Here is a 20,065-nt window from a genome sequence, read left to right as displayed (position 1 = left end):
GTTCAGCGTACCGAGCGCAGGGAGCTGTTGACCCGTGGCAGCACGCGGCCCATGACTTCGGCGATGTAGCTGAGAAACAGCGTACCCACCGAACTCTTGTAGTGCTGCGGATCACGGCTGGCGATCGCCAGAATGCCGTGGATGCCTTGATGGCTGACCGCGACCACGGCGGTGGAGCCGATCTGCTTGCGCTGTTCTTCGCCGAAGAGGAAGTCCAGTTCGTGCTCGCGCAGGCTGCCGCTGACGCTTTTGCCTTCGGTGAGCAAGCCGCCGATGGCGACCTGCGCGTCGGCGTGAGTGACCCAGCGGCCAACCGGTGCCGGGTTGTCACCGAGCAAAATCAGGCTGACAAAAGGCACCTGGAAATCCTGGCGCAGACTGTCTTCGACGCTGATCACCACGTCTTCCAGGCTGCTGGCGTCCATCAGGGACAGGATCAAACGACGGGTCTTGTCGAACAGGCGATCGTTGTCGCGGGCGACGTCCATCAAATGCGAGAGGCGGTGACGCATCTCGATGTTGCGGTCGCGCAGGATAGTCATCTGCCGCTCGACCAGCGAAACGGTGTCACCGCGCTGGTGAGGAATGCGCAGGGCGGGCAGCAGTTCTTCGTGCTCGACGAAGAAGTCCGGATGCGCCTCGAGGTATGCGGCAACCGCTGCCGCCTCGAGGCTCTCGGACGCTGATTCGTCGGACTGTCGGGCGGGTACCTGAGGCTTATCGGTCATGGTTTCTGCTCACTCAAAGACGCACTTGTCCTTCGTATACACGCACTGCCGGACCGGTCATCAGTACCGGTTGGCCAGGGCCTGCCCATTCAATGGACAGACGCCCGCCGGGCAGGTCGACCAATAGCGGCGAATCCATCCACCCTTGGCTGATCGCAGCGACAGCCGCTGCACAGGCACCGGTACCGCAGGCCTGGGTTTCCCCAGCACCGCGTTCCCACACGCGCAACTGCGCACGGTTGCGGTCGATGACCTGGAGAAAACCGACGTTCACTCGCGCTGGGAAGCGCGGATGGTGTTCGATTTTCGGCCCCAGTTCATGCACCGGTGCACTGTTGATGTCCTGCACGCGCAATACCGCATGCGGGTTGCCCATCGACACGGCGGCCAGTTCGACCGTGGTGCCGTCGACTTCCAGCTGATAGCTGCTGGCCTGCGCCGGCGCTTCGAACGGAATGTCCGCCGGCACCAGGCGCGGGGCGCCCATGTTTACGCCGATCTGGCCGTCGTTACGCACGTCCAGTTCGATGATGCCGCCCTTGGTCTCGACGCGAATCTGCCGTTTGGCGGTCAGACGCTTGTCGAGCACGAAGCGCGCAAAACAGCGCGCACCGTTGCCGCACTGCTCGACTTCCGAGCCATCGGAATTGAAGATCCGGTAACGGAAATCCACGTCCGGGTTGCTCGGCGCCTCGACGATCAGCAACTGGTCGAAACCGATACCGGTGTGGCGGTCGCCCCATTGCTTGGCGTGCTTTGGCTGAATATGCGCGTGCTGGCTGACCAGGTCGAGAACCATGAAGTCATTGCCCAAGCCGTGCATTTTAGTAAAACGCAGCAGCATGGGTTACTCCGGCAGCAGGCTTTCGCCGGCAAACAGCTCAGCCACGGTTTCGCGGCGGCGCACTTCAAAAACCTGGTCACCGTCTACCAGCACTTCGGCCGCACGGCCACGGGTGTTGTAGTTGGAACTCATTACAAAACCGTAGGCACCGGCCGAATGCACGGCCAGCAGATCGCCTTCGGCCAGGGCCAGTTCGCGATCCTTGGCGAGGAAGTCGCCGGTTTCGCAGATCGGGCCGACGATGTCGTATTTGCGCGCAGCGGTGTCACGCGGTTTGACCGCGGTAACGTCCATCCACGCTTGATACAGCGCCGGGCGAATCAGGTCGTTCATTGCCGCGTCGACGATGGCGAAATCTTTGTGTTCGGTGTGCTTGAGGTACTCGACCTGCGTCAGCAGCACGCCGGCGTTGGCAACGATGAAACGGCCCGGCTCGAACACCAGCGCCAGATCACGACCGTTGAGACGCTCGCGTACGGCTTTGATGTAGTCGGCAGCCAATGGCGGCTCTTCATCGCGATAACGCACGCCCAAACCACCACCAAGATCGATGTGGCGCAGGTGAATGCCGCAGTCGCCGAGGCGATCGACCAGATCCAGCAGGCGATCAAGGGCATCAAGGAACGGTGGCAGCGTGGTCAGTTGCGAACCGATGTGGCAGTCGACGCCGACCACTTCGAGGTTCGGCAGATGCGCGGCGCGCACGTACACGTCTTCGGCGTCGGCGATGGCGATGCCGAACTTGTTCTCTTTGAGACCGGTGGAAATGTACGGGTGGGTGCCGGCATCGACGTCCGGGTTCACCCGCAGCGACACCGGTGCGCGAACGCCCAGTTCGGCGGCAACCACTTGCAGGCGCTCGAGCTCATCGGTGGATTCGACGTTGAAGCAGTGCACGCCGACTTCCAGTGCGCGACGCATGTCGTCACGGGTCTTGCCGACACCGGAGAAGACGATCTTGTCAGCACTGCCGCCAGCGGCGAGAACGCGTTCCAGCTCACCACGGGAAACGATGTCGAAACCGGCCCCGAGACGGGCCAGGACATTCAGCACGCCGAGGTTGGAGTTGGCTTTGACCGCGAAGCAAACCAGATGTGGCATGCCGGCCAGCGCATCGGCGTAGGCCAGATACTGGGCTTCGATGTGCGCGCGCGAATAAACATAAGTGGGCGTGCCGAAACGGTCGGCGATGGCTGACAGCGCCACGCCTTCCGCGAACAGCTCCCCGCCACGGTAGTTAAAAGCGTCCATGGCGATCCCTTAGTAAACGTCGTGCTTGTGTGCTTTCGAAGCAGGCTGCTTTTGCGAAGACTGGGCTTGCTCGGCTGGGTCCTGATCATCATCGGGCAGGTACAGCGGGCCTTTTTGACCGCAGGCCGAAACAAGGCAGGCAACCGCGACGAGCGCAGCAAGGGAAGAGATCAGGCGCTTCATGGCGAAATCCTTGAAAATGCGTTAATTGCGCCGGAGTATACCGGCCACCCGGCGGCTTGCCTATGTGATGGCCCTCCCGTCCGGCGGGGCTTGTTCGTGAGCACTGGTAACCCTTTGGGAGCGAGCTTGCTCGCGATGGCGGTGTGTCAGGCAACAATAATGTTGAATGTGCCGGCCATTCGCGAGCAGGCTCGCTCCCACAGGGTTGGGTGTTCGATGCCCTGACCGGTGCTTGGTCGTTAATCTTTGCAATCGGCCGGCAGCGTCCGTATCTTTCGGCGCTTGTGCCTGATCAGACATTTTTTGAGGTTGCCGCAATGAGTTTGTCCGAAGCCCGTTTTCACGATCTGGTCGATGAAACCCAGGAAAAACTGGAAGACATCTTTGACGAAAGTGATCTGGATATCGATCTGGAGAGCTCGGCCGGTGTGCTTACCGTCAAGTTCGAAAACGGCTCGCAGCTGATCTTCAGCCGCCAGGAGCCGCTGCGTCAGCTGTGGCTGGCGGCGGTATCCGGTGGTTTCCACTTCGACTACGACGAAGAAAGCGAGCGCTGGATGTGCGACAAGAGCGAAGAGCAATTGGGCGAAATGCTCGAGCGCATCGTCAAGCAGCAGGCCGGCGCCGAATTCGATTTCGAAGGTCTGTGATTCCGTGACTGAGACTGCTCCCGCCCGGCCTCCGAAGCCGCTCTACAGCAACATCAGCCCGGCAGTGCCTTCGCCGTGCAGCGGTGTATGCCGACTGGACGAGCAAAAGGTCTGCCTCGGCTGCTTCCGCCATGTCGAAGACATTCGCGAATGGCGTTCGGCGGACGATCAACGCCGCCGGGTCATCTGCGCCCAAGCCGCAGACCGCCGCAATTCCTCAATGTAGGGGCCGGCCGGGTGGGTGACTTGTATATTTTTTGAGCTGTGATAGTGTCCGAACACGCCTCAACCCATCGAGGCCTGGTGAAAACCCCGTCTTTTTTGGCGGGGTTTTGCTTTTTTTGTGTGCAGAAGAAAGGAGTCTGCCCGGATCATGACCGCACCTTCCATCACCCTTACCCGTCTGGACGTGCAACGTCTGGAGCGCCTGATCGATAGCCTGAACGATAAAGACCAGGCTGCGCCGGGCGTGATTGCGCTGCAAACCGAACTGGACCGCGCCGATACCGTGGTCGGCCACGATGAAGTGCCCGCCGATGTCGTGACGATGAATTCCCGTGTGCATTGCCGCGAAGAAGGCAGTGGCAAGGATTACCACCTGACGCTGGTCTATCCGAAGGATGCCAACGCCGATGAAGGCAAGATCTCGATCCTGGCCCCGGTCGGCAGCGCGCTGTTGGGTCTGAAGGTCGGTCAGCACATTGACTGGCCGGCACCCGGTGGCAAGACCCTCAAACTAACCTTGCTCGAAGTCGAATCGCAACCGGCCAATGGTGGCGCTTTTCCCGAGTAACCCGCCTCAGACCTGTTCGAGTGCCTCGTTCAGGGCGCGCTCCAGGTCAGCCTTGTAGCGCAGATACAGATTGCTTGAACTCTGCCCGTCACCGAGCAGGCCTGAAAGGTCGAGGTCGGTGATGTAGCAGCGATAGCGTTCGCTCTCGCGGCGCTGTTCGACAATCTCCCGGGCGACCACGCTGAACAGCTGGTCGCCATGTTCCAGCTCGCTGAATTCCCGTTGATTGCAATACAGGGTGACCTGCACTTCGCCCGGTGCGGCTTTGCCGACGATCGCCTGCACGTCGTAGAACGGCTTGTTCACTGGCGTCTGCGGTGCCGGCCGTGCTTCGACCCGTCGTGCGCGCCCCGGGCCGGAAGGCAATAACTGGTAATACAAAGTTTCAAGGCGGCTATCCGGGCCGGCGTCCATCGGCAGCACGGCTTCGCGGCGGAACAGAATCGATTGCAGGAAACGCTGCAACGGCACCAACAGACTCTGCTCGTCGTGATAGGGCAAATGTTGCTGCCACAGCGCATTGAACTCATCCAATACGTACAACTCGGCCTGCTGTTCGGTGATCCGGTAGAACACTTGAATACATTCCGGCTGACCCATCGGCAGGATCAGCGCGAGGTCGTGATCTTCCAGCGCCATCGGATCCAGGTGCAGCGGACTGTAGCGCGGCTGTTCTTCACCGAGGTAATCGAGCAGGGCCGGCAGGGTGGCGAGGGCGATATGGTTGACCTGGCCCGGCACCAACTCCAGCACGTGATAGTGCTGCTGCACCTGAATCAGGTAGCGATGATTCAACTCGCTGAGCAACAGATTCTGCGCGGTGTCGATGATTTCCTCGACGCGACGGGCGATGAACTGTGCACGGTTGTGGCAGAAGCAGCGCACCTTCAACGACGGCTGCAAGGCCCCGCGTGGCAGGTTGTTGAGGTAATCGCGCAGGCAATCGAGCAGGGCGTGGGGGCCATCGAAGCGGTTGACCAGCACTTCGTTCCAGCTGTTGAGCGTGACTTGATCGAGGGTCAACACGAGGTTTTCGCGCACGCCGGCGTAACTCAGCGAGTCGGTACGCTCGGTGGTCATCAGGATATTGAGGTCGCGGTGATGTTTTAGCGGGTCAATCCCTACGTTGACCAGAATCAGCACTTCGCTCGGCACCGCGGCGCGCAGCAATGGCTCTTCAGCCACTGTAGGCAGGGGCAGGGCGATGCACTGTTGCAGGCTGCCGAGCAGGTTGAACAGCTCAAATTCGCTCAGGTCGCTGGTGCCGGGATGCAAAGCCAGGCGAGTGCTGCTGTCGATCACACCGTTGCGGTGGCACCAGGTCAACAGCTCCAGTAACTCGCGGCTGCGCTTGATTGGCGCGAAGTGTTCCCACTCCAATGCGGTCAGGCTGCCGTTGTACAGGCCCCACTGGGTTTGCCCCGGTTCCTTTTTGTTACGCGACTGCACCAGCGTCAGGGTGTCTTCGGCCAGATCCGGGGCGATGCCGGGGTTGATGAACTCGACCTTGTCGGCCTTGCGCTCGAAGGCTGCGTAGAGCCGACGGCCGAGCACATTGAGGTCGCGCTTGTTGATCAGGCTGACGGTCTGCTCGGTGCGGGCGAACTGGGTCAGGAAGCGATAGCTGTAGTTCAGCTCATTGACCAGCGCGCGGCGTTCGGCGCTGACCTGGCGGACTTTCCACTGACTGCGGCTGTCGAGCAGGGTCAGTTGTCGCTGATCCCAATGCCACTCGCTGGCAAGCCGTTCCAGCAACGTGCGTTGCCAGCTCTGGGTGCGGCTGTTGCCGGTGAGCTTGCGGTTGATCTTCAGGTACAGCGCGCGGCGCACCAGTTCCAGCCGCTCCGGCTCGTTGCGCGCGGTGAGGTATTCCTCGATACGCCGGTACACGACCATGTACGGGTCCAGTTCATCCAGATCCAGTTGGTTGGCGAACACGGCTTTTTTGAAGCGCAGGCTCAGGCACTGCACCTGCGGGTGTTCGCTGGCGTAGACCTCGGTCAGCAGCAGTTTGAGCACCGATTTGTACGGTGACTCGATGCCTTTGAACAACTGCCACAATCCGGCGCCGATGAACTCGCCTGGCGGGATTCTCGCCAGATGGCCAAGGTCGAGGGTTTCGTCGGCGCGGATGAAACGCTTGGACAGCAGGGTGTGGGTGTAGAGGTCGTAGGCGGTTTCTTCGTAAACCGGCACCAGCCACCAGATCGGCGTGCGCCCGGCCAGCCAGATTGCGGTGCGGTAAAACTCGTCCAGCAACAGATAGTGCTGAGTGCTGCCGCAGTTTTCCGAGCTGAGCTGGGTGTCGCGTTCGCCTTTGACGAAGCGCTCCGGGTCGATCAGGAAAAAATGCGCTTCGGCGCCTTGGCTCGCAGCCCAGGTTTCGAGCAACTGACATTTCTTGCTCAGCTCACTGAGTTCACTTTCGCTCAAGTCAGGCGCGTGGCAGACCCACACGTCCATGTCGCTCTGATCGGCCTGTGCCAGCGTGCCAAGGCTGCCCATCAGGAACAGGCCGTGGATCGGTCGTGGCGGGTTGCTGCCGTGGCGCGGCTTGTAGGAGAACGAGCGGGTCAGGCGTTGCGCTTCGGCAAGCGTATTGGTGTCCGGCTCGTAATTCGACAGACCGGCCGGTGTACTGCCCGAGACATAACCCGGCAGCAGGGGATGGTTGACGTGGAAGAACAGCGGCAACAGCGTCAACACGCTCTGTTGGCGCGTCGACAAACCTTCCAGGGCGCGGCCCAGGCGGCCTTCATTGAGTTTGAGAAAACGCGCGCGCAGCTGGCTGAGGACCTTGCGGTCAATGCCTTCGTCCAGGTCGGGGCGGATTTCGTGGGTGCGCGTCATGTCAGCTCAAACCGGCTCGCAGGCTCGGACGTAGAGGGTCTCGGAATGTCAGGCAGTTTAGCCTTAGCGCAGCGGGACTTTTAAGCTGAATTTGTTTTTTGACGTCAGATTTATATCGCGGTAGGCCGGGCAGGCCCGCGGAAATCCCGTGGCAGGAGTTCCCGTGGGCGAAGTCAGGGGGATCAGGCGGTTTCCTGCTCTCTCAGAATAGTGAGCACGGTTTGCACATTTTGTGCAGCGTCGCGACCGAGGCTGGTCAGATAACCGCCATCGGGCTGGTCGGTGAGTTCTTTTTCAAAGAGGCGTTTGGCTGCAGCAATGTGTTTCGGGGCAGCGGTCTGATGAATTTTCAGACCTTCCTGGGAACTGTCCAGGTTGAAGAGTGCGAGGACTTCCAGTTCGGCAACCAACTCAGGGGTAAGCGACATAAGGACTCCAGACTTTCTAGGAATTGGACGACAGCGTCCCTAAGGTGAACCCGCTTTTGCGGCATGTCCAGTGCTCAGATCAGGGATTTTGTCTTGAGGCGGATTCCAGTGTAGTCGCGGCCGGGGAGTTGGCTGGATGGATGGGTGACAAATTGTGTGGGAGCGAGCCTGCTCGCGAAAGCGGTGTGTCATTTAGCGTGGTTTTTGCTGATACACGGCATTCGCGAGCAGGCTCGCTCCCACAGGGTGATGTGTTTGGCTTAATGCTTTTCTGGCGGTAATTCCGGCAATGCACGCAACGCCGCTTCGTACCATTCGGTATTGAACGCGCGGTCTTCATCGAGCATCGCGTCAATCTCATAGGCCAGCACATGCGCCATCAGGTTGAGGATTTCTTCACGCTCGGTTCCGACCAGTGTCAGCTTGTTGAAAGTCGCTTTGGCCGCTGGCGGGTTGTCGCTTTCGATCTGGTTCTCGATGGCTTCGATCAACGTAGCCTCGGCGAACTCTTCTTCGTCATTGTCGTTGTCGATGTCTGTCGGCTCGCTCATGGCAGGCTCCTCAAGGAAAGGCGCCAGTTTACCCGCATTCAGCGGCGTGATGCTGCTAGCGGGAATCGCCTGAGCGATCTATAAACAGGCACTGCCCACCCCGCACGGCCTGGAGGCTATGTGATGTTCAAGCTTTACGGATTCTCAGTCAGCAACTACTACAACATGGTCAAACTGGCGCTGCTGGAAAAAGGCCTGCCGTTCGAGGAGGTCACGTTCTACCCGGCGCAGACCCCGGAATCACTGGCCATCAGCCCGCGCGGAAAGGTACCGGTGCTGGGCGTGGACGCCGGTTTCATTAACGAGACCGCGATCATTCTCGAATACGTCGAACAGACCCAGAAGGGCACGCCGCTGCTGCCGAGCGATCCGTTCGAGCGCGCACAGGTGCTGGCAATTGCCAAGGAAATCGAGCTGTACATCGAGTTGCCGGGACGCGCTTGTTACGGCGAAGCGTTCTTTGGCATGACCCTGCCGGAGGCGATCAAGGAAAAGACCAAGACTGAATTGCAGCTGGGTTTTGCGGCGCTGGGCCGGCATGGCAAATTCGCCCCGTACGTGGCGGGCGACAGTTTGAGCATTGCCGATTTGTACTTCCTTTACAGCGTGCCGCTGGCCTGTGCGGTCGGGCAGAAGCTGTTCGGGATCGATTTGCTGGCGGAAATGCCACAGGCGAAGGCGCTGCTGGAGCGGCTTGAGCAGAATCCGCATGTGCAGAAGATTGCGGCGGACAAGGAAGCGGCGATGCCGGCGTTTTTGGCGATGATCGCTGCCAAGAAGTGAGTTTTTTGCTGTTCTGAAGATCGCATTCGCGAGCAGGCTCGCTCCCTCAGAATTATGTGCTGAAACACGATTACGTGTTCGACGCAGAACCTGTGGGAGCGAGCCTGCTCGCGAAGCTTTTGGCTTTTAGCGGCTGGCGATCAGCGCCTGGCCGCGTACCACCGCTGCCTTGACCTGCGCCGGCGCAGTGCCGCCGATATGGTCACGGGCATTCACCGAGCCTTCCAGGGTCAGCACGGCAAACACATCCTGCTCGATCTGATCGCTGAACTGACGCAGTTCTTCCAGGCTCATCTCGGCCAGATCCTTGCCAGTGTCGACACCGTATTTCACGGCGTGACCAACGATCTCGTGGCAATCACGGAACGGCAGACCACGGCGCACCAGATAATCCGCCAGGTCAGTCGCGGTGGAGAAGCCACGCAGCGCCGCTTCACGCATGATCGCGTGTTTCGGCTTGATCGCCGGGATCATGTCGGCAAAGGCCCGCAGCGAGTCGCGCAGGGTGTCGGCGGCGTCGAACAGCGGCTCTTTGTCTTCCTGATTGTCCTTGTTGTAGGCCAGCGGTTGGCCCTTCATCAAGGTCAGCAGGCCCATCAGTGCGCCGAATACACGGCCGGTCTTGCCACGCACCAGCTCTGGCACGTCAGGGTTTTTCTTTTGCGGCATGATCGAACTGCCGGTGCAGAAACGATCCGGCAGATCGATGAACTGGAATTGCGCGCTGGTCCACAGCACCAGCTCTTCGGAGAAGCGCGACAAGTGCATCATCGCGATGCTCGCGGCCGAGCAGAATTCGATGGCGAAGTCGCGATCGGAAACGTTGTCCAGCGAGTTGCCGCCGACAGCGTCGAAGCCGAGTAGTTGCGCGGTGTATTCGCGGTCGATCGGGTAGGTGGTGCCGGCCAGGGCGGCGCTGCCCAGTGGCATGCGGTTGGTGCGCTTGCGGCAGTCGACCAAGCGCTCGTAGTCGCGGCTGAGCATCTCGAACCAGGCCAGCATGTGGTGCCCGAAAGTCACCGGCTGCGCGGTCTGCAGGTGGGTGAAGCCGGGCATGATGCTCGCAGCTTCGCGCTCGGCTTGCTCCAGCAGGCCTTTCTGCAGGCGGGTGATTTCAGCGAGGATCAGGTCGATTTCGTCACGCAGCCACAAGCGGATGTCGGTGGCGACCTGGTCGTTGCGGCTACGCCCGGTGTGCAGCTTTTTGCCGGTGACGCCAATGCGATCGGTCAGGCGTGCTTCGATGTTCATGTGCACGTCTTCGAGGTCGATGCGCCAGTCGAACTGGCCGGCCTCGATTTCTCCCTGAATGGTGTTCAGGCCATCAATGATGCTGTCGCGCTCGGCATCGGTCAGCACGCCGACCTTGGCCAGCATGGTGGCGTGGGCGATCGAGCCCATGATGTCGTGGCGATACAGGCGCTGGTCGAAAGTGACGGAGGCGGTGAAGCGGGCGACGAAGGCGTCGACGGGTTCACTGAAGCGGCCGCCCCAGGACTGATTGGTCTTGTCAGTGCTCATGAATTCGCTCGTATCGGCTTGAAGAAAAAAGGCGTGAAACGCTGGCGCGGATGATAACAGGGTTGCCAATCCTGTCGCTGACACTGGTCGATACGTTTTTTTCTCATCCGCTCAGTCATAGTCGGCGCTGGCCCCGGAGGTTTTGCGCAAGGATATTTTTCGATTGAGCAATATCAGCCCGGCGAGCGTCTACAGTTGGACATAAGGGTCGGTGTGACTTGGATCGGGCAAAGGCCTGGACGCCGACTATAAGAAGAGGGGATGGGTGTAATTGTCCTTCGGCAATCCCCGTGAAAAACGCAGGAAACAGCGGGCTTTGAGCAGTACGACCCGGACACTGGCAAATATTGCTGGCCGACGTACGGCACTTTTTGGCGCTCGGGCTAGTCTTAGCGTGGATCGCGGTGACGGACGTCACTTCACCTGTCTACGCTATCCTTGTGCGAGACTCACGCAGGAATCCAGCGCAATATGAATGTCCTGATCGTTGATGACGAACCACTGGCTCGCGAGCGCCTCAGCCGAATGGTGAGCGAGCTCGAGGGTTATACAGTTCTGGAGCCCAGCGCCACGAATGGCGAAGAGGCGTTGGCACTGATCGACAGCCACAAGCCGGATATCGTGCTACTCGATATCCGTATGCCAGGCCTCGATGGCCTGCAGGTCGCTGCCCGTCTGTGCGAACGCGAAACGCCGCCGGCCGTGGTGTTTTGCACCAGCCCCGATGAATTTGCCGTGGAAGCCCTGCAGGCCAGCGCCGTGGGCTATGTGGTGAAACCCGTGCGAACTGAACATCTGCATGACGCCCTGAAACGGGCTGAACGTCCCAATCGGACGCAACTCTCGGCCCTGACCCGTCCCGCTGCCGAAAGCGGCACCGGCCCGCGCAGCCACATCAGTGCCCGTACCCGCAAAGGCATCGAACTGATCCCGCTGGATCAGGTGGTCTACTTCATCGCCGACCACAAATACGTGACCTTGCGTCACGAGGCCGGTGAAGTGTTACTGGACGAGCCGCTCAAGGCCCTCGAAGACGAATTCGGTGAACGCTTCGTGCGTATCCACCGCAACGCGCTGGTTGCCCGCGATCGTATCGAGCGGCTGCAACGTACGCCGCTGGGGCATTTCCAGTTGTTCCTCAAAGGTCTCAATGGTGATGCGCTGATCGTCAGCCGTCGGCATGTGGCCGGTGTGCGCAAGATGATGCAGGGGCTGTAACCCGGTCATTCCGGGCGGTTCTTCATTCTATTTACCAGGCATTGCCGGCCAGGGAGGCCACGCCGTTTCTGATTCAAGTCAAAGTGGATTTGGCTGAGCTGTTATTATCCGCCGTATCTATTCAGTACGGATTGATCCATGTCCTCTCGCGAAATCCGCATCGCCACCCGTAAAAGTGCGCTGGCCCTCTGGCAGGCCGAATACGTCAAAGCTCGTCTGGAAGCGGCCCATCCGGGTTTGCTGGTGACGCTGGTGCCCATGGTCAGTCGCGGCGACAAGCTGCTTGATTCGCCCCTGTCGAAGATCGGCGGCAAGGGCCTGTTCGTCAAAGAACTGGAAACCGCGCTGCTGGAAAACGAAGCCGATATCGCTGTGCACTCGATGAAAGACGTGCCGATGGACTTCCCTGAAGGCCTTGGCCTGTTCTGCATCTGCGAGCGTGAAGATCCGCGTGATGCTTTCGTCTCCAACACCTATGCCAGCCTGGAGGCGTTGCCTGCCGGCAGCATTGTCGGCACGTCGAGTCTGCGTCGTCAGGCACAGTTGCTGACCCGTCGTCCGGACCTGCAAATCCGCTTCTTGCGTGGCAATGTCAACACGCGCCTGGCCAAGCTCGATGCCGGTGAGTACGACGCGATCATCCTCGCGGCGGCCGGTCTGATCCGTCTTGGTTTCGAAGACCGCATCACCTCGGCGATCAGCGTCGACGACAGTCTGCCGGCCGGTGGCCAAGGTGCGGTCGGCATTGAATGCCGTAGCGCCGACACTGAAATCCACGCCTTGCTCGCGCCGCTGCATCACGCCGATACCTCGTCGCGGGTCACCGCTGAACGTGCCCTCAACAAACATTTGAATGGCGGCTGCCAAGTGCCGATCGCCTGCTATGCGGTGCTCGAAGGCGAGCAGTTATGGTTGCGTGGTCTGGTCGGTGAACCGAGTGGCGGCAAGCTGCTGAGCGCTGAGGCGCGCGCGCCGCGTACCGATGCCGAAGCATTGGGCGTCAAGGTCGCTGAAGACTTGCTCAGCCAGGGCGCCGACGACATTCTCAAAGCGGTCTACGGCGAGGCAGGTCACGAGTGACTGGCTGGCGCCTGCTGCTGACACGCCCTGCGCAAGACTGTGCGGCGCTGGCCGCGACGTTGGCCGCGCAGGGGATTTTCAGCAGTTGCCTGCCGCTTTTGGAAATTGTCCCGCTGCCAGTCTCTGACAAAATGCGTCAGTCGATGGCGCAACTGTCCGGTTGCAGCGCAGTGATCGTCGTCAGCAAGCCCGCGGCACGTATTGCGCTGGATCTGCTCGACGGCAGTTCTGCGCTGACGATGCCTTGGTTCAGTGTCGGCGCGGCGACCGCGCAGATTCTGCTGGATCACGGTCTGGACGCGAATTTCCCGGCCGCCGGTGATGACAGCGAAGCCTTGCTGCAATTGCCGCGTCTGCGTGAGGCGGTCGGCCAGTCCGGTGCGCGGGTGTTGATCCTGCGCGGTGAGGGCGGCCGCGAACTACTCGCCGAGCGCCTGCGCGAGCTAGGTGCTAGTGTCGAGTATCTGGAGTTGTATCGACGTGATCTGCCAGCCTACGCCCCGAAGGAACTGTCGCGGCGGATCGAAGCGGAACGCTTGAACGGGCTGGTGGTCAGCAGTGGACAGGGTTTCGAGCACCTGCGTCAGATGGCCGGCGATGCCTGGCCGACAATCGCGCAATTGCCGTTGTTTGTACCAAGCCCAAGAGTCGCCGAGCAGGCATTTGCCACCGGGGCTCAAACAGTTGTGGATTGCCGCGGCGCGAGTGCCGCGGCTTTGCTGACGGCGCTACGGGAGCATCCCGTACCCGTTTTCTAATGCAAAGGATGGATACGTGAGCGAAACAGCCTTGCCTAAAGATGATGTGCAACCTGTGATTGAAACCCAGGTTGAAACTCCACCGCCGGCCATAGAGCCGCGCCGAGGCAATGGACTGGCCATCGTCGCCCTGTTGCTCGGCGCTGCCGGCGTCGCGATCGGTGGCTGGGGTGTCTGGCAGGTCCGTCACCTGCAGACCAATACTCAGCAGCAGTCCGGTGAAGTGCAGGCATTGAACGATCAGGCGCAGAGCCTGAAGCTCAATGAGCAGCGCCTGACCGAGCGCCTCGCGCAGCTACCGGGGGCCGACGAACTTGCCGAGCGCCAGCGTCTGGTGACGCAACTTCAGGGCGATCAACAGCGCCTTAATCAGCGTCTGGAAACGGTTCTCGGTGCCAGCCGCAAGGACTGGCGTCTGGCCGAGGCCGAGCACCTGCTGCGTCTGGCCAGCTTGCGTCTTTCGGCGTTGCAGGACATCAGCAGTGCTCAGGCACTGGTGCAGGGCGCTGACGAAATCCTCCGTGAGCAGAACGATCCCGGCTCTTTTGCTGCTCGCGAGCAAGTGGCAAAAACCCTGGTGGCGCTGCGCAGCACCGCGCAGCCGGATCGCACCGGACTGTTCCTGCGTCTCGGCGCACTGCGTGATCAAGTCATCGAACTCACCGAGCTGGCGCCGGAGTACAAGGATCGCGGCGAATCACTGCTGGGCCTGACCGCTGACGGTGACGGTGCCAGTCGTTGGGCGCAATGGTGGGATCAGGTCTCGCGCTACATCCGTATCGATTTCAACGCCGACAAAAATGTGCGGCCGCTGCTGGCCGGGCAGAGCCTGAGTCAGGTGCGCCTGGCGCTGAGCCTGGCACTGGAGCAGGCACAGTGGGCCGCCCTCAACGGGCAGGCGCCGGTCTACACCCAGGCACTGGCCGAAGCGCGCGATGTGCTCAAGGGCAATTTCAATCCGGACAATCCGCAAAGCAAAGTGATGCTGGAACAGGTCGGTGAGTTGAGCAAGGAACCGGTCACAGTCACGACGCCTGATCTGGCCGGCACCCTCAGTGCCGTGCAAGCCTACCTTGAGCGACGCAACGTCAACGCCGAAGAGTCGGTGAAACCCTTTGCCAAACCTGCGGCCAATACTGCGCAGGAGGCCACGCCATGAAACGCCTGTATGTGATCGTGTTTCTGGTGATCGCGGCGACGGCGGCACTGGGCTTTGCAGTGGCCCAGCATTCCGGCTACGTGCTGATTGCCTACAAGAGCTTCCGTTACGAAGCGAGTCTTTGGGCAACGCTGGCGGTGATCGCGGTGTTGTGGCTGCTGATCTGGGGCATCAAGGCCTTGGTCGAGCTGGTCATGACCTCCAGTGGCGTGGTCAATCCCTGGTCGCGACGCAACCGCAGTCGTCGCGTGCAAGTGGCGATCGAGCACGGTCAACTGGATCTGGCCGAAGGTCGCTGGGCCAGCGCGCAGCGTCATCTGTATCGAGCGGCTGAAGCCGAGCGCCAGCCATTGCTGTATTACCTCGGCGCTGCCCGCGCGGCCAACGAGCAAGGCAATTACGAAGAGTGCGATCGTTTGCTGGAGCGCGCACTGGAGCGTCAGCCGCAGGCAGAGCTGGCGATCGCTCTGAGCCATGCGCAGTTGCAGACCGATCGTGGTGATACCGACGGTGCCTTGGTGACCCTGCAAGCGATGCATGATCGGCATCCACACAATGCGCAGACACTGCGTCAGTTGCAGCGCTTGTATCAGCAGCGCGGCGAATGGTCGGCGGTGATTCGTTTGCTGCCGGAATTGCGCAAGGACAAAGTCCTGCCGCGTGCTGAACTGGCCGAACTCGAACGCCGCGCCTGGGGTGAAAACCTGTCGCTGGCCGCACAGCGTGAAGAGGATGGCAGCGTTGGTTTGCAGTCGCTCACGCGCGCCTGGGAGCAACTCACCTCGGCACAGCGTCAGGAACCGCCGTTGGTGCTGGCGTATGCCGAACAGTTGCGGCAGTTGGGCGCTCAGGTCGAAGCGGAAGAAGTGCTGCGCACTGCCCTCAAGCGCAAGTACGACAGCCATCTGGCCCGTCTCTATGGTCTGGTGCGCGGCAGCGATCCGGCCCGTCAGTTGCAAACTGCCGAAGGCTGGCTGAAGGAACATTCGAACGATCCGAGCTTGCTGTTGACCCTCGGTCGGTTGTGTCTGCAAACCAGCCTTTGGGGTAAAGCGCGGGATTATCTGGAAAGCAGCCTGCGTGTGCAGCGCAATCCGGAGGCCTGTGCAGAGCTGGCGCGCCTGCTTGCACAGTTGGGCGATACCGAACGCAGCAATCAGTTGTTCCAGGAAGGCCTCGGTCTGCTGGACGAACGCCTGCTGGCCGCGCCGTTGCCGGTTCCAGCGCAGGTCTGAAGTGGCGAGGGAGCTCGCTCCCTCGCTTACCTTTTGTGGCTGAAATTTCAACTTCAGCAATCGTCCCAGGCAAAGTCCTACAGCGGGCTACACCATTTCCTCTTGAATCTGTCGGGTTTTCCCTACACCTCTGGTGAACTGTCGGCAGGGCCTCGCCTTGAAAGGCTGACACGCTTTCCTCTACCGTAACCGTCTGTCTCTACTGTTACGGAAAAGCCATGTCGTTGGCCTGCTCACGCTCCTTGTTCTTCATGGCTTTCACTGCGGGGGCCTTTGCTCTGGGAGCTTCCTATTATCTTGAATATGCTGTCGGTCTGACGCCGTGCAGCCTGTGTCTGGTGCAGCGCCTGTTCCTCACGCTGCTGTGCGTGTCCAGTGGCATGGCAGCGGTGCACGGCCCCGGGCGTGTCGGTTTGTGGTTCTACTGGCTGTTGACGCTGGTCGCGAGCCTGGGCGGCACTACGGCTGCCTGGCGACAGGTATTGATACAGAGTGACCCGATGCTGCAACTGCTCAAATGTACCCCGCACCCCGAGACATTGTTCAGTGGTCTGCCTTGGATCTGCGCCTTGCAAAGGATGTTTAGCGGCGGCACCGATTGCGCGGAAATATCCTGGACGCTGTTCGACCTGAGCATCCCGGAGTGGAGCCTGTTGTTCTTTGTCGCGGTATCGATACTGGCGGTATATCAATTGTTACGGCTGGTCTGGAGTGCTCTGCAACGCCCGCTCAGCGGCGAAGCGTCGCACCGGCAGCTGCTGCGGGATTAAACACTTGTATGAACTTTATCTCCTGCGTACCTTGAAGCCATAGGCGTGCGGGCATAATCTGGCCCGCACGTGTCATTGGATTTATGTTGCTCGATGACGCTCTGCCCGGCCGTCCCCCAAGTCAAAATCAAAAGAGGGGCGCGGGTGTAGAGCAGCATGACCCACAAGGGAAGAGAGATCGCCATGCTCGAAAGTTGTCAGAATGCTCAGGAACGCTGGGGTGGAGTTCATCTGCTGATCGACCGCTGGTTGCAGGAGCGTGAAGAGCTGATCGGCGCCTACGACAAGCTCGGCGCACAGCCTGAGTCGCTGTCCGAGAGCCGCAAGCCCTTGCAGGAATTCTGCGGTGTGTTGGTCGATTATGTATCGGCCGGGCACTTCGAAATCTATGAACAGCTGACTGGCGAAGCCAAGGCGTTCAACGACAAGCGCGGTCTGGAGCTCGCCGAGACGATCTATCCGCGCATCGACGTCATCACCGAGAAGCTGCTCGCCTTCAACGATCTGTGCGATGAAGGCAAGTGCGTAGCCGAGAAGTTCAAGGAACTCGGTGGCCTGTTGCACGAGCGCTTCGAACTCGAAGACTGCCTGATTGAAGTGCTGCACACAGCACACAAGGAAGAGGATCCGGTTCAGGCCTGATCCGAACCCTGATCAAAAAAACGGTGCGCCCCCAAGCGCACCGTTTTTTGTTGCCCGATCAACTGGTCGCACCACGCAATTCGACTTCGAACACCAGCGGTGTGAACGGTGCGATCAAGTCGCCGGCACCGTCGGCGCCATAGGCCTGATCCGATGGAATCACCAGACGCCATTTCGCGCCCACCGGCATGTTCTGCAACGCAGTGCGCCACCCGGCAATCACACTGTCGAGATTGAACCATTGCGGCTGAGTGTTCTGATCGAACACTGTCCCGTCGGGTAGTCGCCCGACATACAGCACCTGCACCTTTCCGTCAGGCCCGGCCTTGGTGCCGGTGCCAGGCGTCAGCTCGGTGAGCAGGATGCCGTCGGCCAGTTCCTTCACGCCTGGTTTGGCTTTTTCAGCGGTGAGAAAACGCTGTTCGTTTTCCATCGCCGCGTCGCTCGAAGGCTGTGCCGAGTGTTCGGCATTCTGCGATTCGTGATCGGCCAGAATCTGCTCGATGCGGGCCTCGCTCAATGCCAGCGGCTTGCCTTGATAGGCTTGCTGCAAGCCGTCGACCAACGCTTGAATCTGCAATTGCGGGACTTCCTGGCGCAGCCGTTCACCGAGGCTGGCACCGAGGCTGTAGGCCAGATCGTGAGCATCATTCGCGGTGGTTTTTTCGTCCGCATGAGCGGCCGAAAAAATCATCCAGAGGGATAAAAAAAAGTAGCGCGACATGGGCACTCTCCGTCCTGAGATGGGGTGGATTATGCCAGCGCGAACGTCGCCAACGGTGAACTGCTTTTGACTTCGCGCAGAACATTTTCGATTCGGTGCAACGCAACGCAATCGATACTGTCAAGATGCCCTAGCGGCGGTAACTGCAGAGGTCTAGTATGAGCCGCACTCACGTCAGCCAGGAGGTAAACCATGTCGGCCACCAAGAAGCCTGTAAATACTCCGTTGCACTTACTCCAACAACTCTCGGGCAGCTTGCTCGAGCATCTGGAAAACGCTTGCTCTCAAGCTTTGGCTGATGCTGAAAAACTGCTCGCCAAACTGGAAAAGCAACGCGGCAAGGCGCAAGAAAAACTGCACAAGTCCCGCACCAAATTGCAGGACGCAGCTGCCGCCGGCAAAGCCAAGGCACAGACCAAAGCCAAAGGCGCCGTGAAAGAACTGGAAGACCTGCTCGATGCCTTGAAGGATCGTCAGTCCGACACTCGCAGCTACATTCTGCAACTCAAGCGCGATGCCCAGGAAAGCCTGAAACTGGCTCAGGGTGTTGGTCGCGTTCAAGAAGCCGTGGGCAAAGTATTGTCCACCCGCGCAGCCAAACCGGCAGCGGCACCGGCGAAGAAAGCTGCAGCCAAACCTGCTGCTGCAAAAGCTCCAGCGAAAACCGCAGCGGCCAAGCCTGCTGCTAAAACCGCTGCCAAGCCAGCTGCAAAAACACCGGTAAAAGCCGCTGCAAAACCAGCTGCCAAAGCGGCCGCAAAACCTGCAGCGAAGAAACCTGCTGCGGCGAGCGCTGCAAAACCAGCGGTTAAAACCACGGCGGCAAAACCTGCTGCGCGTACTGCCGCTGCCAAGCCGGCTACCCGTGCCGCCGCTGCAAAACCAGCCGCCAAACCAGCTGCAGCAAAAGCTGCTCCAGCGAAAACCGCCGCAGCTAAACCTGCTGCCAAAGCTGCCGCAAAACCTGCTGCTAAAACTGCTGCTGCAAAACCAGCTGCCAAGACTGTCGCTAAACCAGCTGCCGCCAAACCAGCTGCAAAAGCACCAGCAAAAGCTGCTGCCAAGCCAGCCGTGAATGCCGCCGCCAAACCGGCAGCCAAGCCAGCCGCTAAACCGGCCGCTGCTGCCAAGCCAGCGAATGCTGCTGCCAAACCTGTTGCTGCAAAACCAGCCGCCAAGCCAGCTGCAAAACCAGCTGCAAAACCAGCCGTTAAAAAGCCAGCCGCTGCCAAACCAGCCGCTGCCAAACCAGCTGCCGCTAAACCGGCTACCGCGCCTGCCGCTAAGCCTGCCGCACCGGCAGCGTCGGCTGCGCCATCGGCAGCTGCTCCAGCCGCGACTACCTCGACGCCATCGACTGCGCCATCGCCAGCCGCTGTGTCGAGCACCAGCAACAACCCAACCAGCGCTTCCTAAGTGTCGGTTGCCGCGACGCGCAGCACTTGCAGCGCGTCGCGGTTCGGGCTGGCTGCCGTGCCGGCCAATTCTTCCAGCCAGGTTTCCGAGCCTGCGTCGTTTTCCATCCACTCCTGCGCCACACCCTCAAGCCGTGACAGCAACGCTCGCTCAGCTTCCAGCTCCAGTGATTTGATCTGCTCGCGCATGCCTTTCAAAACCGCGTCATCCACCGCCCGCGCTTTCCATTGCATGCGCAGGGTTCGCAGCGGCTGCACCACCTCGATATCCCACTGACCGGTCAGCGCCTGAAGCTGCCTTACGCGTTGTTCATCGCAAGTCACCCCGCGTTGTTCCAGCCACAAACCACACAGCAGCAGGCACACATTCGCGCCCGCCGTTTGCAGTTGCAGACAAGCATCTTCCACGCCCGGTCGGGCGTAGGTGGCAAGGGAAAAGCTCCACAGGTCAGAGGACATCGTGCTACTCGCGCCAGTTGTGA

Annotated in this window: 22 protein-coding genes; 12 read left to right on the top strand and 10 right to left on the bottom strand. The window is 60.3% G+C overall.

Going from position 1 to position 20,065, the window contains the following annotated elements; translation table 11 throughout:
* Positions 1–2: 2 nt before the first annotated feature.
* The 4 genes from HU718_RS29490 to lptM are packed head-to-tail and all read right to left on the bottom strand — an operon-like array spanning position 3 to position 3,006.
* Positions 3–728: a DUF484 family protein gene (locus HU718_RS29490; RefSeq protein WP_102901433.1), complete on the bottom strand. Its 726-nt coding sequence runs from the start codon at positions 726–728 to the stop codon at positions 3–5.
* 13 nt (positions 729–741) lie between these two features.
* Positions 742–1,572: a diaminopimelate epimerase gene (gene dapF / locus HU718_RS29485; protein ID WP_150731359.1), complete on the bottom strand. Its 831-nt coding sequence runs from the start codon at positions 1,570–1,572 to the stop codon at positions 742–744.
* A gap of 3 nt (positions 1,573–1,575) precedes the next feature.
* The gene (gene lysA / locus HU718_RS29480; protein ID WP_064389521.1) at positions 1,576–2,823 is read right to left on the bottom strand and encodes a diaminopimelate decarboxylase; all 1,248 of its coding nucleotides are present in this window, start codon (positions 2,821–2,823) and stop codon (positions 1,576–1,578) included.
* Between the two features lie 9 nt (positions 2,824–2,832).
* Complete coding sequence (lptM, locus tag HU718_RS29475) at positions 2,833–3,006, bottom strand: LPS translocon maturation chaperone LptM (RefSeq protein ID WP_042561715.1); 174 nt, start codon at positions 3,004–3,006, stop codon at positions 2,833–2,835.
* Positions 3,007–3,323: 317 nt separating this feature from the next.
* Here lptM and cyaY point away from each other — a divergent pair, with 317 nt between their 5' ends.
* From cyaY to rnk, 3 genes are all read left to right on the top strand, one after another.
* Positions 3,324–3,656 carry an iron donor protein CyaY gene (cyaY, locus tag HU718_RS29470; RefSeq protein ID WP_077575013.1) on the top strand — a complete coding sequence of 111 codons (333 nt, stop codon included), beginning with the start codon at positions 3,324–3,326 and terminating at the stop codon, positions 3,654–3,656.
* A gap of 4 nt (positions 3,657–3,660) precedes the next feature.
* Positions 3,661–3,882: a DUF1289 domain-containing protein gene (locus tag HU718_RS29465; RefSeq protein ID WP_150776008.1), complete on the top strand. Its 222-nt coding sequence runs from the start codon at positions 3,661–3,663 to the stop codon at positions 3,880–3,882.
* A 147-nt stretch (positions 3,883–4,029) separates the two neighbouring features.
* The gene (gene rnk, locus HU718_RS29460) at positions 4,030–4,449 is read left to right on the top strand and encodes a nucleoside diphosphate kinase regulator (RefSeq protein ID WP_016985881.1); all 420 of its coding nucleotides are present in this window, start codon (positions 4,030–4,032) and stop codon (positions 4,447–4,449) included.
* 6 nt (positions 4,450–4,455) lie between these two features.
* On the opposite strand, the gene HU718_RS29455 is transcribed toward rnk, so the two are convergent.
* The 3 genes from HU718_RS29455 to HU718_RS29445 all read right to left on the bottom strand — a co-directional run bounded on the left by HU718_RS29455 (position 4,456) and on the right by HU718_RS29445 (position 8,278).
* Positions 4,456–7,299, bottom strand: coding sequence for a class I adenylate cyclase (locus tag HU718_RS29455; protein WP_186613372.1), 2,844 nt, complete (start codon positions 7,297–7,299; stop codon positions 4,456–4,458).
* Between the two features lie 182 nt (positions 7,300–7,481).
* Positions 7,482–7,727: a TIGR02647 family protein gene (locus HU718_RS29450; protein WP_003229392.1), complete on the bottom strand. Its 246-nt coding sequence runs from the start codon at positions 7,725–7,727 to the stop codon at positions 7,482–7,484.
* Between the two features lie 260 nt (positions 7,728–7,987).
* Positions 7,988–8,278, bottom strand: coding sequence for a hypothetical protein (locus HU718_RS29445; RefSeq protein WP_186613374.1), 291 nt, complete (start codon positions 8,276–8,278; stop codon positions 7,988–7,990).
* Between the two features lie 123 nt (positions 8,279–8,401).
* On the opposite strand from HU718_RS29445, the gene HU718_RS29440 reads away from it, so the two are divergent.
* Positions 8,402–9,061 carry a glutathione S-transferase family protein gene (locus tag HU718_RS29440; protein WP_186613376.1) on the top strand — a complete coding sequence of 220 codons (660 nt, stop codon included), beginning with the start codon at positions 8,402–8,404 and terminating at the stop codon, positions 9,059–9,061.
* 126 nt (positions 9,062–9,187) lie between these two features.
* On the opposite strand, the gene argH is transcribed toward HU718_RS29440, so the two are convergent.
* A complete protein-coding gene (gene argH / locus HU718_RS29435) occupies positions 9,188–10,582 on the bottom strand; it encodes an argininosuccinate lyase (RefSeq protein WP_008084559.1) in 1,395 nt (464 codons plus the stop codon).
* Positions 10,583–11,053: 471 nt separating this feature from the next.
* On the opposite strand from argH, the gene HU718_RS29430 reads away from it, so the two are divergent.
* The 7 genes from HU718_RS29430 (at position 11,054) to HU718_RS29400 (ending at position 17,444) form a co-directional block, all read left to right on the top strand.
* The gene (locus tag HU718_RS29430; protein WP_095119840.1) at positions 11,054–11,800 is read left to right on the top strand and encodes a LytR/AlgR family response regulator transcription factor; all 747 of its coding nucleotides are present in this window, start codon (positions 11,054–11,056) and stop codon (positions 11,798–11,800) included.
* Between the two features lie 138 nt (positions 11,801–11,938).
* Complete coding sequence (hemC, locus tag HU718_RS29425; protein ID WP_102901428.1) at positions 11,939–12,880, top strand: hydroxymethylbilane synthase; 942 nt, start codon at positions 11,939–11,941, stop codon at positions 12,878–12,880.
* Positions 12,877–13,638: a uroporphyrinogen-III synthase gene (locus HU718_RS29420; RefSeq protein WP_186613378.1), complete on the top strand. Its 762-nt coding sequence runs from the start codon at positions 12,877–12,879 to the stop codon at positions 13,636–13,638. The genes hemC and HU718_RS29420 overlap by 4 nt, the downstream gene beginning before the upstream one ends.
* Positions 13,639–13,654: 16 nt before the next feature.
* Positions 13,655–14,797 carry a uroporphyrinogen-III C-methyltransferase gene (locus tag HU718_RS29415; RefSeq protein WP_102901426.1) on the top strand — a complete coding sequence of 381 codons (1,143 nt, stop codon included), beginning with the start codon at positions 13,655–13,657 and terminating at the stop codon, positions 14,795–14,797.
* The gene (locus HU718_RS29410) at positions 14,794–16,032 is read left to right on the top strand and encodes a heme biosynthesis protein HemY (RefSeq protein WP_186613380.1); all 1,239 of its coding nucleotides are present in this window, start codon (positions 14,794–14,796) and stop codon (positions 16,030–16,032) included. Before HU718_RS29415 ends, HU718_RS29410 begins: the two co-directional genes overlap by 4 nt.
* A 218-nt stretch (positions 16,033–16,250) precedes the next feature.
* On the top strand, positions 16,251–16,802 hold the full coding sequence (locus HU718_RS29405) for a disulfide bond formation protein B (RefSeq protein WP_150706298.1): 552 nt from the start codon (positions 16,251–16,253) through the stop codon (positions 16,800–16,802).
* A gap of 183 nt (positions 16,803–16,985) precedes the next feature.
* Positions 16,986–17,444 carry an Rsd/AlgQ family anti-sigma factor gene (locus tag HU718_RS29400; protein WP_016985889.1) on the top strand — a complete coding sequence of 153 codons (459 nt, stop codon included), beginning with the start codon at positions 16,986–16,988 and terminating at the stop codon, positions 17,442–17,444.
* Between the two features lie 58 nt (positions 17,445–17,502).
* On the opposite strand, the gene HU718_RS29395 is transcribed toward HU718_RS29400, so the two are convergent.
* Positions 17,503–18,168 (bottom strand): FKBP-type peptidyl-prolyl cis-trans isomerase, encoded by a 666-nt coding sequence (locus tag HU718_RS29395; RefSeq protein WP_095119846.1) that lies wholly within the window; start codon positions 18,166–18,168, stop codon positions 17,503–17,505.
* A gap of 192 nt (positions 18,169–18,360) precedes the next feature.
* Between HU718_RS29395 and HU718_RS29390 the strand changes: the two genes are divergently transcribed.
* Complete coding sequence (locus tag HU718_RS29390) at positions 18,361–19,584, top strand: AlgP family protein (protein WP_186613382.1); 1,224 nt, start codon at positions 18,361–18,363, stop codon at positions 19,582–19,584.
* Here HU718_RS29390 and HU718_RS29385 read toward each other — a convergent pair.
* The gene (locus HU718_RS29385) at positions 19,581–20,042 is read right to left on the bottom strand and encodes a TIGR02444 family protein (protein ID WP_186613384.1); all 462 of its coding nucleotides are present in this window, start codon (positions 20,040–20,042) and stop codon (positions 19,581–19,583) included. The genes HU718_RS29390 and HU718_RS29385 overlap by 4 nt on opposite strands.
* Between the last annotated feature and the right edge of the window lie 23 nt (positions 20,043–20,065).

Source organism: Pseudomonas tensinigenes (assembly GCF_014268445.2).
Taxonomy (GTDB): Bacteria; Pseudomonadota; Gammaproteobacteria; order Pseudomonadales; family Pseudomonadaceae; genus Aquipseudomonas; species Aquipseudomonas tensinigenes.
The sequence above is the reverse complement of the archived record's forward strand: the minus strand, read 5'-3'. Positions and strand labels throughout refer to the sequence as shown.